At 53.3% G+C, this 12,488-nt stretch carries 10 protein-coding genes; 7 read left to right on the top strand and 3 right to left on the bottom strand.

Translation table 11 applies throughout. The features are described from left to right. Window positions 1-54 precede the first annotated feature (54 nt). Window positions 55-714 carry a hypothetical protein gene (locus LOY55_RS10000; protein WP_109785907.1) on the bottom strand — a complete coding sequence of 220 codons (660 nt, stop codon included), beginning with the start codon at window positions 712-714 and terminating at the stop codon, window positions 55-57. Window positions 715-1,363: 649 nt separating this feature from the next. On the opposite strand from LOY55_RS10000, the gene LOY55_RS09995 reads away from it, so the two are divergent. The 5 genes from LOY55_RS09995 (at window position 1,364) to LOY55_RS09975 (ending at window position 7,687) form a co-directional block, all read left to right on the top strand. Beyond that, entirely contained in the window at window positions 1,364-3,031 is a 1,668-nt protein-coding gene (locus tag LOY55_RS09995) for a hypothetical protein (RefSeq protein WP_258667967.1), read from the top strand. A 375-nt stretch (window positions 3,032-3,406) separates the two neighbouring features. Then, a complete protein-coding gene (gene tnpB / locus LOY55_RS09990) occupies window positions 3,407-3,766 on the top strand; it encodes an IS66 family insertion sequence element accessory protein TnpB (RefSeq protein WP_052966798.1) in 360 nt (119 codons plus the stop codon). A gap of 18 nt (window positions 3,767-3,784) precedes the next feature. Continuing rightward, window positions 3,785-5,296 carry an IS66 family transposase gene (gene tnpC, locus LOY55_RS09985; RefSeq protein ID WP_258667966.1) on the top strand — a complete coding sequence of 504 codons (1,512 nt, stop codon included), beginning with the start codon at window positions 3,785-3,787 and terminating at the stop codon, window positions 5,294-5,296. 69 nt (window positions 5,297-5,365) lie between these two features. After that, a complete protein-coding gene (locus tag LOY55_RS09980; RefSeq protein WP_046027818.1) occupies window positions 5,366-5,626 on the top strand; it encodes a DUF6429 family protein in 261 nt (86 codons plus the stop codon). 984 nt (window positions 5,627-6,610) lie between these two features. Beyond that, window positions 6,611-7,687, top strand: coding sequence for a RelA/SpoT domain-containing protein (locus LOY55_RS09975; protein WP_258667963.1), 1,077 nt, complete (start codon window positions 6,611-6,613; stop codon window positions 7,685-7,687). Between the two features lie 24 nt (window positions 7,688-7,711). Here the strand turns inward: LOY55_RS09975 and LOY55_RS09970 are convergent, their stop codons facing one another. Continuing rightward, window positions 7,712-8,731, bottom strand: coding sequence for a phage portal protein (locus tag LOY55_RS09970; RefSeq protein ID WP_258667962.1), 1,020 nt, complete (start codon window positions 8,729-8,731; stop codon window positions 7,712-7,714). Next, window positions 8,731-10,488: a terminase ATPase subunit family protein gene (locus tag LOY55_RS09965; protein WP_258667961.1), complete on the bottom strand. Its 1,758-nt coding sequence runs from the start codon at window positions 10,486-10,488 to the stop codon at window positions 8,731-8,733. Before LOY55_RS09965 ends, LOY55_RS09970 begins: the two co-directional genes overlap by 1 nt. Before the next feature lie 139 nt (window positions 10,489-10,627). Here LOY55_RS09965 and LOY55_RS09960 point away from each other — a divergent pair, with 139 nt between their 5' ends. Beyond that, window positions 10,628-11,458, top strand: coding sequence for a GPO family capsid scaffolding protein (locus LOY55_RS09960; RefSeq protein ID WP_258667960.1), 831 nt, complete (start codon window positions 10,628-10,630; stop codon window positions 11,456-11,458). A 17-nt stretch (window positions 11,459-11,475) separates the two neighbouring features. Continuing rightward, the gene (locus LOY55_RS09955; protein ID WP_258667959.1) at window positions 11,476-12,486 is read left to right on the top strand and encodes a phage major capsid protein, P2 family; all 1,011 of its coding nucleotides are present in this window, start codon (window positions 11,476-11,478) and stop codon (window positions 12,484-12,486) included. Window positions 12,487-12,488: the final 2 nt, after the last annotated feature.

Genomic DNA, 12,488 nt, shown 5'->3' with positions numbered 1-12,488 from the left:
TGCCTAGTGTCCAGCCCTGAAATAGGTGTAACAATATTTCAGGGCTGGAAAAAATCAAAAAGCCTCAACCGGCTTCTTAGCCGCCTGAATAATCTTATTCGCCTCTAACCGCGGAAACGAAAACCGAATCAACACCCCCGCGTCAGCCCCCTCTCCCGCAAGCACCAACTCAGCAGATCTCGTATTCTCAGGCGATGCGTTCAACGCGCCAACCGCATTCGACTGTCCTTTGGCACTCACACCTTCCAAAAACGTATAGGTCAGACTCCCGGAGGTCAGCGCGACCTGTTCGAAGTTAGTTAACTTCGCTGTCAACTCGTCTTTGCTACTCACTTTTTTCGCAACTTCGACCACGTCCAGCATCGACTTATCATCGGTCATGGAAACCAACGTGAATGTCTTGGAAAGCCCTGCGATGGCTTTGCCATACAAATCCTGATCGAACGGGCTGATCAACGACACCATGATCAGCTTGTCTCCCGAGAACACCAACGCCACGGTGAATTTCTCTTCCAGGAAATCGACGTCGTCGATGCACCTTGCCGTCCCGCCGACATCTTCGGAGCAGTCGTAGTAACCAGTGGCTTCGGTGTAGTTCGCGAGGGGGGATTGATAGACGTAATTCTTGAAGAGCTTGTCTTCGGCAGCTGCGCCTTGCGCAAATAGAAAAATGATGGCGGTGACTAAAGCAAATGACGCAATTTTCTTCAACATGGGATCCTTCCTCGAACGGCTTTGTAGTTAGTAGCCATATGCTATCAGTCCGCGTAAATGCTGTCTCGCCCATTACCTCCAGTAGATTTGCCAATGGCAGCCGGAGATATAGCCGCAGGACTCGCCTCAACCCAACAGATCCATTCCTGATAAACTCCCGTCTTTCGCCCCACCGATTCCAGACCGCCAATGCCCCCAATCACCGCCATACCCGCCCCACTTTCCCGCCGCTTCTCCGTCGCCCCGATGATGGATTGGACTCACTAGGCGAACCGCCCCCGCAAATAAAGGCCGATAGGTCTGTTCTGAATCCCCCGTACCAATTTCGTACCATCAACATTCGCTTCCGTCCTCTCTCACTCGCAGTAGCAAAATTTAAGCAACCGTTTTCGGCTCCAATCATGAGCACTGTCGCAGCGCTATGGCTGGATTCTTTTTAAAAGGTGTCGGTAGTCGGGACAATCGAACCGCACAGATAAATACATTCATGAGTGCACGAGTAGCAGCGCTTCTTGAAAGCTATGTGATAGCATAATGACAGGCAGGCTGTCGGAGGCTATGGGGCAACCCAGAATCATTACAGGTCTTAGGATATCTAAGGCAAGGAGGTTCGACTCCTCCCCTGTCAACCCATTGTGAGGCAGGTATTGTGAATTACCGTATTGAATTGGCTTGGAAGGTCTTCTCCACTCTCGCACCCGCGGGAGAGATAGCCACTCGAAAGTCAGGAGCTTTATTCAATGTTAAAGGTGGTAATGTATTCCGCCGGAGTTTAGGGGGAAATATTCGAATCCAATATACCCCCTCAACCTTAGAACCTACTGTCAACTTTCAATATGCATTGAAGCACATAAAGCAAACACTGGGAATTAAAGGAAAAAGATTTCCATTTGAATTATGCTTGACTGGAGTTTCGCAACCACTGAAGGTAAATATTGATATTCGCAGATATCAGTCTGTTGTATGCATTGCGGTAAAAATTGCTCCATTTAACATCGACGAAACAATTGATTTATCAAACCTACAAAAGCTCGAGCACCACTCAGACCTGTATAATATTATCAAAAAGATTCTTGCGATCACTACTGCTTATGACGTGCATAAAAACCTCCTTTCCGAAATCCCAAAAATCTTCCCTATTGTTTCGCTGACCTCCCTTGCCCCCGACACTGTCGACTGGAAGGCGCGCGCAGTAGCAATAGTAACTCGACACAAAGAGCCTAATGAAGAGTTTGTTTGTGACGTTACTAGCAAGAACAGTCACCACCAGGTTGATGCAAGCAGCATTCTAATTGATCGCCAAGGGATTTTTTCTTATATACCTTCATCCTGCATAGAAGCGCAACAGGCAGCCAATTCTCAACGCCTAGCCAATGCCAGCGCACTAATTGAACTCGCGTATGCGATCAAAAAAGACCTGCGCAATGGATACAATCAAAGCGACGACATTAAATACATTATTGAATCACCAGGTACGGCCATCCCCGACAGTACGTCCGCGCAAAGAATGTGGAACTTAATCGTCAAAGAATTCTCTTTAATTACCGAACTTCAACGACAGTCTAAAAAAATGACCACCGTTACCAAAAAAAGAATTTTGCTTGTTTGTGTAACCGACATCGAGACTCAAGCAGTCTTGAACATCTTCGAAAAAGAAACTGGCCAAAGTGCAAAGTCAATATTCGTGGACGACTTTGGTTACCAGTCACTTGGCATACTTGGTGTTTTCGAAGTATTTTTATCCATGTGTGAAATGGGCAGCTCTGGTCTTGGAGGCTCTCAAGAAACTGTTAGACGCAGCATTCGCGCACTTAATATTGATTCAGTTATGATGGTCGGAATTGGCTTCGGCATGGATAAAGATTCGCAGCCGGTCGGCCAAATTTTGGTATCCAAGCAACTGCTATTGTATGATCTCCAAAGAGTAAACACCCCTTTCTCCATTACTCCTCGTGGTGACAGAGTCTCATGTTCATCCAGACTTTTGAACTGGATTAGAAACGCAGACATCTCATGGAAGAAGCTAAGCGACGTAAAAATCAAGACAGGACTAGTATTGAGTGGCGAAAAATTAATTGACAACATTGACTTTAGAAATCAGCTGAAAAATATGGCTCCTGATGCGATTGGTGGCGAGATGGAAGGGGCGGGACTATATACATCCTGCCAGAACGAACGTGTTGATTGGATATTGATAAAAGCTGTTTGCGACTGGGCTGATGGAAATAAAAGCCAAGATAAGCACTCACAACAAGAAATGGCCGCTATAGCAGCCAGTACATTTGTCGCGCATGTCTTGAAGGTCACGCAACTGTAAAGTATGTATATGTAAACAAGATAAATTACTAGCTAATAATAGGCCCTGAAACTCCAGCCCTGCCCCCCCTTGAAGCAGACGCAATCTCGTTATCATCTTCCCAAGCTGATAACGAGGGTTCGATTCCCTTCACCCGCGCCACTATTTTCAAGGCTTCCAGCGGTAAAGAAGCTTGGCTGCTCAAGACTGGTGACAGTTTTGGTGACAGTTTGTCTGTTGGTGCGTTTGAGCATAAGTCTCCCGCAGGCATACAGAGACCCGCCAGTTTTCTGGAAAGCCCTCGGAAACGAGGTAAGCGCTCCATGAACCCCACATTCAAAGCGCTTAGTTGATCCCGGATGCTTTGCTCCCGATTCCCTCAGGAGCCAGCCCGCCATGATGCGACCCGATGCCAAAGTCGAAAAAGTCTATCTCTACCCCAAACCCGTGGACTTTCGAAAATCCATTGATGGCCTTGCCGCGCTGGTCGAACTGGATATCAAAGTCGCTGTATTCGACCCTGTGCTTTTCGTCTTCCTCAACAAGCCACGCAACCGCGTGAAGATTTTGTATTGGGAACGCAACGGCTTCTGCCTTTGGCTCAAGCGCCTCGAATCCGAACGATTTAAAACATCGCCCGATGCCAACGATGAAGCGATCATCCTGACTGTCCAGGAACTGAACTGGCTACTTGATGGTTTTGATCTGTGGCGCAACCGTCCTCATCAGGTTTTGACGCCTCGATACGTGGCCTGATTCGGTATAATCCAGGGCATGATTTCCATGCCCGAAAACCTCCCCGATGATCCTGAATTGCTCAAGCAGATGCTTGCGAAGATGCAGTCCAGAGTCGGTTTCCTCGAAGAAGAAAATACGCTGTTACGTCAGCGCCTGTTCGGACGCAAGTCCGAGCAAACGGCTGATCCGGCAACGCCGCAGTTGGCCCTGTTCAATGAGGCGGAAAGCGTCGTCGAACCCATTGATGAAGCCGCAGAAGAAGAGGCTGTTGCGCCGACCCAGCGGCGTGGCAACCGCAAGCCGCTGCCGGCCGATCTCCCCCGTATCGAAATCATCCACGAACTGCCCGAGCGTGAACTGACTTGTGCCTGCGGCTGCCGCAAACACGCCATCGGCGAGGAGGTCAGCGAGCAGCTTGAAATCGTGCCGATGCAAATCCGCGTGATCAAACACGTCCGTAAGGTTTACGGTTGCCGTGCCTATGAAACGGCACCGGTCACTGCGGACAAGCCCGCTCAGTTGATTGAAAAAAGTATGGCCAGCCCAAGCGTGCTGGCGATGCTGCTGACCACCAAATACGTGGACGGTTTACCGCTTCACCGTTTCGAAAAAGTGCTGGGCCGCCATGGCATCGATATCCCGCGCCAGACCCTGGCCCGCTGGGTTATCCAGTGCGGCGAACACTTGCAGCCACTGCTGAATTTAATGCGCGACCAGTTGCTGGAAAGCCGAATCATCCACTGCGATGAAACCCGCGTGCAGGTGTTGAAAGAGCAGGATCGGGAACCCAGCAGCCAGTCCTGGATGTGGGTGCAAACCGGTGGCCCGCCCGACAAGCCAGTGATCCTTTTCGACTACTCCACCAGCCGGGCGCAGGAGGTGCCGACGCGCCTGCTTGATGGCTATCGCGGATATGTGATGACCGATGATTACGCCGGTTACAACGCGCTGGGCGCGCAGGACGGGGTTGAACGTCTAGGTTGCTGGGCGCATGCACGGCGCAAATTCGTCGAAGCGCAAAAAGTGCAGCCCAAAGGCAAGACGGGACGTGCCGACATCGCGCTGAACCTGATCAACAAGCTTTATGGCATCGAACGCGATCTACAGGCCGGCAACGACGGCGAGCGTAAAACCGGTCGTCACGCGCACAGCCTGCCGGTGCTGGCTCAGTTGAAAAACTGGATGGAAAAGACACAGCCTCAGGTCACAGCTCAGAACGCCCTGGGCAAAGCCATCAGTTATCTGGCCAACAACTGGAACAAACTTGCGCGGTATGTCGAGGAAGGCTACTTGCCGATCGACAACAACCCTGCCGAACGCGCCATCAGGCCCTTCGTGATCGGAAGGAAGAACTGGTTGTTCAGCGACACGTCCAAAGGCGCGACGGCCAGTGCCCAACTTTACAGCCTGGTCGAGACAGCCAAAGCCAACGGCCAAGAGCCCTATGCGTGGCTGCGCCACGCACTTGAGCGCCTGCCGACGGCTTCTTCGGTTGAGGATTACGAAGCTTTACTGCCCTGGAACTGCTCGCCGGTATCGCGTAGTTAAACGCGCTATTTATCTTGATGGCTGGCGGGGTTTACGGTGAGCTTAAAGAGTACGAACGGAGCAACGATCATGGAATACGACGATAAACTGATTGAAGAAGCCGTGCTTGCCCTGTTGGCAACCTTCAGCTTTGATAACGGCAATGCTTGGAAAGGGTTCGACTTCGAGACCATGAACCGATTACATGAACATGGTTTCATCAGTAATCCGGTGAACAAGAACAAATCGATTTGGTTGACGGCTGAAGGGTTGGAGCGAGGTCGGCAGATAGCCGACCGGTTGTTTGGGGTAAGAACTCAAGTGGAGCATGTATCCGACTCGGATATCTGACTTCATACCGCGGACATACGGTAGGTGGGGTTTATGGATCGCATACGAAACGAGTAAGATCGGTACGACGCCCCACAATCCCGCTTTAAACCCTTGATTTCATTAGCTTTCGAAGACTGCGAACAAGGTAATTTTTGAGTAATGTAGAAGTAAGATAATTACTCTCTAGTAAGGTAATTTACTATTTTACAGAACCCTTAAAAATCAATCACTTAAACTCACATCACCTTTCTCATTACTCAAAATCACCTTCCGAAGTAATCCAGAAAAGCCAATAAATACGGGGCTTTCAGCGATGCCGTCGCCCTAGCATTACTCCATTACCTTTTCCCGACAGCGTTTCCGAAAATCCATGCTCGCTTGGTCGATCAGTACAGAGCAGCCAAGCACCACCGTGGCGAACTCTCGTTTTTTGCCTACCCTTCGCAGGGATTCGCAGGCTTTTTTTCACCCCGCGACGCCCTCTCCAGCGCCCAGTCTTTGCCGTCCTCAGCCAGGTGCAGAAGTGCGGAAAAAAAGACCCATTTAGCCCGCAGGCGAGGTGGGGGGATGACAGCGCGCGCCAAGTTTGAACCATATCGCCGGAACGCTTGTGGCGCGCCAACAGCCCGAACATCTGAGCAGCTCAGCGATTCGTGCTCGTGTCCCCTCATCAGCCAGAACACTGTACAAACATCCAGCACTTGTACAGCGATTGATTTTCATGAACTTCGACCAGGCCAATGCGATCAGGCTCAAAGCAGTGGCGCTCGGCCCTCGACGACCACGACTACCGAATACATAACCCAGAGGGCATGAGGAATGATTACCGCACATGTGTCGGTAAAGGCTTTATCAAAGGACCGCTCACCTTTTTGCGATTTTTGCTAATGGCAATATCATTTTTTTCTATTACAAGGTAGCTTCGGTTTCATGCCCGACAGCTGCACTATGACGGTGTCAAATTCACAACATAAAAAGACTGGGCAATAAAAGGATTTGGAAATGGCTGAAGAAGCAATTTACCCTGGTGGCTCAAGAAAACGAGTGAGTCGGGCAGGCGACAACGTTCGAATTGACGCCGCTGGCAAGGACGATTTAGATACTATTGAGGAGTGGCGAGCGGCTCATCGAGGGGTGCTTAACACCTTCCAAGCTATTCTGAGAACTCGAACCAAGTTCACTGACATCATTGTTGCCCAGCGGCACAAACGGAAAAACACGATATTCAATAAGTTGCGACGCCTGCCCGGCATGAAACTTGCCCGCATGGATGATGTAGCAGGATGCAGGTTAATATTTCAAAGCCTCGACGAGTTATATGCTTTTCGGGCAAGTTTTCACAAAGCTCGCTTCAAACACAAAAGAAGAAACGACGAAGAAAAATATCATTACATAAACAATCCAAAGGACACGGGATACAGAGGTATCCACGACGTTTATGAATATGATGTAAATTCAGTTGCAGGCCAGAACTTGACCGGCTTATATATTGAAATCCAGTATCGAACACTAGTCCAACATGCTTGGGCAACAGCGATCGAAGTGATAGGTTTCATCACCGAAAGCCAACCTAAATTCAAGCAAGGTGATCGCAGATATGAACAAGCCATGGCGCTAGCGAGTGAGATACTAGCTAGGGCGCATGAAGGACTGAAGGGACCATTCCCCGACCTATCCGACAGAGAACTGCTTGAAAGCTTTCTTGTTTTAGATAAGGAACTCTCGCTTCTGCAAACATTGCGCGGCCTAAACGAAGCCAAAGGGGAGATTTCCGACAAACGAAATACTATCTTGATTTTTTCTGAATCAGGTGAGCTTGAAGTAAAAAGTTATCGAGACGCGCCAGACGCACTACGTGCATTGTTCGATTTAGAAAAACAAATGCCGAACAAGGACATCGTTTTGGTACGAGCCGACTCAAGCGAAGAAGTAAGATTAGCATTTCGAAACTACTTCTCGGATGCAAGGGAGTTCATTCGGCTGCTAGACGACGCCTGCGACAAACTCGGAAGAGTACCCAACGACCACCCTGCCGACATTGCGAACTACTTAGCAACGTATGAAAATAGCGGCGATTAAATTGTCTTCGGAAGGGGGAGCTCATCACTCCCCACCGATTTCATAAGCCTTAAACCGAATTACTTCCTCACCCAGCCAATCGTTCAGTTGCAACATCCGCGTCTGGATAGGTTCCAGTTCATTCGCCGCGTAAATCTGCGCCGCTTCTCTGATCGATCCGAATCCCCCCGCATTTTGTGGAACGATACCCATCAACTGCGGCGGGATGCGCAGGCTCGCCAGTACGTCATCCCTGGTCTGATTCTTAATCGAGTTGAATTCATCCTTCGCCGCCACCTCACTCACCGGAATCAACTGAATCCCGTCCTTCTTCCCGGTCGGCGAGTAAACAAACAGGTTCCGGAAATTGCCCGGCCCCTTCGAATCCTTCAGCGCCTTGCGCAAAGCATCAATGTCCGCCTCGGTCTGCGCCGCATCCGTCATATACAAAATGAACCCCGCATGACTCCCATTCTCGTAATACTTACGCCGAAACAGCGTCGCCGACTCATTCAACAACGCCGACTGCAACGCGCTGATCCACTCCGGCAGCCCATAAATTTCCTGATGTAGGTCCGCCTCGCGCAGATGAAAAATGCTATCCGGCTCAAAGGCGTGTTCATCCTTCCACCCTCGCACCTGGTAGAACTGCCCATCCGGCCCGGCCCGCATGTACTTGGCCAACGGCGTTTCCAGCTTTCGAACGCCTCCGAGTCGCGAACGTCTTCCTTCAAGGTAACCGTTGCCCACGCATAGAAAGTCCAAGGCGAACTGCTCAAACGAAGCCCGCGACAACAACGGATGCGGAATAAACGTCTTGCTCAACAGGTTGCGCTTGAACATCAACCCCGAATGCAAATGCACGCTCGCCCCCACCGAGCGGGCCAGCCCATCCAGCGACAGCGGCGGCTCATACCAACGCCCGTTAAACCAACACTCCAAGTAGTCGAAAACCTCCCGACCAACCAACACTGGCGACGGCTCCCCGAAGCTAAAAACCTGAGTTCCTGCACCGGTGGAAGCGGTCGCGGGTAGCAGCGCCTGGTTAGCGAGCTGTTCAGTCATCAATAAATCTCCATCCGCCCAGTATTGGCAGCGGTCTGCCCCTCAAGCGGTTCGTTGTGCAATGCATGAAAGAGCGCCCACGCCAGATCGGCATGACCGGTGTTGTCGTTGCGCCCGGCGGTATAGGTGTACTGGCGCCCACCAGCCGTGACCGTTTTACGAATCGCCATCAACGACTGCGCCATGTCGGTCCAGCCAGCATCGAACTCAAGCCGTCCCTTGTGGATCACGTCATAGGCCTTCAGCACCAAGCGGGTTTTGACCTCGGGCGAATAGCTGAAGGCGGTGACCGCCGGGAAGAACTGGCGCACCAACTGGGCCACGCCGCTGCCCAGTCCAGTGACATCGATCCCGATGTAAGTCACCCAGTAACGGTCGCACACGCTCTTGATAAACGCGGCCTGGGCAGCAAAGTCCATCCCTCGAAACTGATGCCGTTCCAGCACCCGAAATTTCCCGCCCGGCACCAACGGCGGCGCGACCACCACCAACCCCGAACAATCACCCGTCTCAGCAGGGTCATACCCCACCCACACCTGGCGATCGCCAAACGGGCGCATGGCAAACGGCTTGTAGTCCTCAGCCCATTCAACCCAGCTATCGACCATGCACGACTGCAAAAGCGTCAGCGGGAAGATGCTCGCCCCGTCGTCGATAAACTCGCACATCAGCAAATTGGCGAACGCCTCGGCGCTGTACTCCCGACGCAGTTCCTCAAGGTTAAATTTGTCGCAGCCGCCCTGCCGCGCATCCAGAATCGTGACGATGTGCCGCCATAACTGGTCCTCACAAAACCGCCCCTGCTGGAGCACGCCGTGGGAGACATCCACTTTCGTGTGCTGCGCGGCCGGCAGGCCCTTGTTAAAGCGTTCACCAGTCCAGAAGCTGTACGCTTCATGGGCCATGCTGGACGGCGTCGAGAAATAGGTCTTGCGCCACTTACTGTGCATCGCCATGCCCGAGGCGACGTTGTTCAGTTCCTCGAACTTGAACGTCCAGAAGAATTCATCGAAATAGAAATTGCCGTGATACCCCTGAGCGGTACGGGCATTGGTCCCGAGAAAATACATCTCGGCGCCATTGGGCAAAACGATGGGGTCACCCGTCAGGTCAACCCCAATCACCTCACGGGCAAACGCCAGAATGTAGCCGCGAAATAGGTGGGCCTGATTCTTCGAAGCCGACAGAAAAATCTGATTGCGCCCGGTCTCCAGCGCGTCAATCAATGCCTCACGAGCGAAGTAGAAAGTCGCGCCGATCTGCCGACTTTTGAGAATGACGCGGGTGCGCTGATTGCCCGCCCGGTACCAGTCTTTCTGGTAGTCATAACAGCCATCGATAAACGCTTCGCGAAGCAGCTCGACCTGGTCTTCACTGATGTCGTTCTTCGGCTTTTTCTTCTTCGGCCCTTCGTTGCGTTTGGCCAGGTTCGGGTTGAGGTCGGTTTCAGTACCGCCGCCCTGAAAGCGCTGAATGCGGGCCTGCCGCTCCAACTGCCGATGCAGCAAGTCAATCTCTTTGAAGTCGCCGCTGGTCTTGCCGTCCTTGAGGATCAGTTGTACTAACCGCGCCTCAAGCGCCCCACCGATACGCTCGACCGTGTCCGCCCGATCCCACTCGTCTCGGGCCTTCCAACTGTGTAGCGTCTTCTCCTTTTCGCCCGTCGCCTCGGCGATCTCACAGACACGCCACCCCATCCAGTACAAGAACTTGGATTGGCGGCGCGGATCGATGGGCAAGAGCGCGGTCGTAGTCATGGCTGCGATGCTGCCGCCCAGACCCGCGACTCAATAGCACCGCCCCTTGTACCCTCCCCGCCGACAGTCCCGCCTCGTTGCCACCACCCGCGCGCGTCCCGAACATGCCCCTCATTGCAACGCACTGAGAATCCACGGCATGAAGAAATTTCGCAGCAACTGGTTCCGCGTCGCCGTCGAAGGCGCCACCTCGGACAAGCGCACCATCAAACGCGACTGGCTGGAACAGGCCGCGAAGAACTTCAACCCGTCCACCTACGGCGCCCGCATCTGGCTGGAGCACTTCCGCAGCCTGCTGCCGGACAGTCCGTTCAAGGCCTACGGCGACGTCCTCGCCGTAAAGACCGAAGAAATCGACATCAACGGCCAAAAGAAACTGGCCCTGTTCGCCCAGGTCGAGCCCACCCTCGAACTGATCGCCATGAACAAGGCCAAGCAGAAGATCTACACATCAATCGAAATCGACGACAGCTTCGCCGACACCGGCGAGGCCTACATCGTCGGTCTGGCGGTGACCGACTCCCCGGCCAGCCTCGGCACCGACGTACTCGCCTTCTCGGCGCAGAAACCCGACGTCAGCCCCTTCAAGGACCGCCACTACTCCGCAACGTCGATGTTCACCGAGGCCGTCGAAGCCGAATTGACGTTCGAAGAGTTTGAAGAAAAGCCCAGCCTCGGCGCCCAGCTCTTCAGCAAGGTACAGACCCTGCTCAAAGGCAAACAGACCAAGGACGACAGCGAGTTCGCCCAGATCGGCCAAGCCGTCGAAACCCTCGCCGAACACGTCAAAGACCTGCCCGAACAACTGGCCGCGGAGAGGCAATTTTCCGGAGCGCTGAAAACGCAGCTCGACCAGTTGGCCAAGGACTTCACCGAACTGAAAACCAAGCTTTCGACCACCCAGGACCACAACCAAAAGACACGCCCTCCCGTCACTGGCGGCGGAAACCAGGTCATGACCGACTGCTGATACCAAGGACGACCCCCATGCGCAACGACACCCGCAACCTCTTCAACGCCTACCTAGGCCAGTTGACCAAACTGCACGGCGTGCCCGACGTCACCACCAAATTCGCCACCTCGCCGAGCGTCACCCAAACGCTGGAAACCCGCATGCAGGAATCCAGTCAGTTCCTCAGCGCGATCAACATCTACGGCGTCACTGAGCAGATGGGCGAAAAGATCGGCATGGGCATCGGCGGACCCAACGCCGGCACCACTGACACCACCCAGCACGACCGCGAAACCAGCGACATCACCACCCTCGATGATCGCGGCTACTTCTGCTCGCATACCAACTTCGACACCCACCTGCGTTACAGCAAACTGGATGCCTGGGCCAAATTCCCCGACTTCCAGGCACGCATCCGAGACGCGATCCTGAAACGCCAGGCGCTGGACCGTATCCTGATCGGCTGGAACGGCACCAGCCGCGCCGCTACGTCCAACCCGGCGACCAACCCACTTCGCCAAGACGTCAATGTCGGTTGGCTGCAAAAGATGCGTACCGAAAACGCCGCGCGAGTGATGAAGGAAATCGCAGAAGGCTCCGGCAAGATCGCCATCGGTGCCGGCAAGGACTTCACCAACCTCGACGCCCTGGTGTTCAGCATGGTCGAAGAATTCATCGCGCCCTGGTATCAGGAAGCCCCAGACCTGGTGGTGATCTGCGGCCGCCAACTGCTGGCCGACAAATACTTCCCGATCATCAACAAGGACAACGCCCCGAGCGAGATGCTGGCCGTCGACATCGTCACCAGCCAGAAGCGCCTGGGCAACCTGCCGGCGGTCCGTGTGCCGTACTTCCCGGCGCGCGGGTTGCTGGTGACCAAGCTCGAAAACCTGTCGATCTACTGGCAGGAAGGCAGCCGCCGTCGCACCGTCCTCGACAACGCCAAACGCGACCGTATCGAAAACTACGAGTCGGTCAACGACGCCTACGTGATCGAGGACCTGGAATGCGCGGCCCTCGCTGAAAATATCGAAATCGCATCGTAAGG

The sequence above is a fragment of the Pseudomonas sp. B21-040 genome (genome assembly GCF_024748695.1).
Lineage (GTDB): Bacteria > Pseudomonadota > Gammaproteobacteria > Pseudomonadales > Pseudomonadaceae > Aquipseudomonas.
This window is presented reverse-complemented; position numbering and strand designations above follow the sequence as displayed.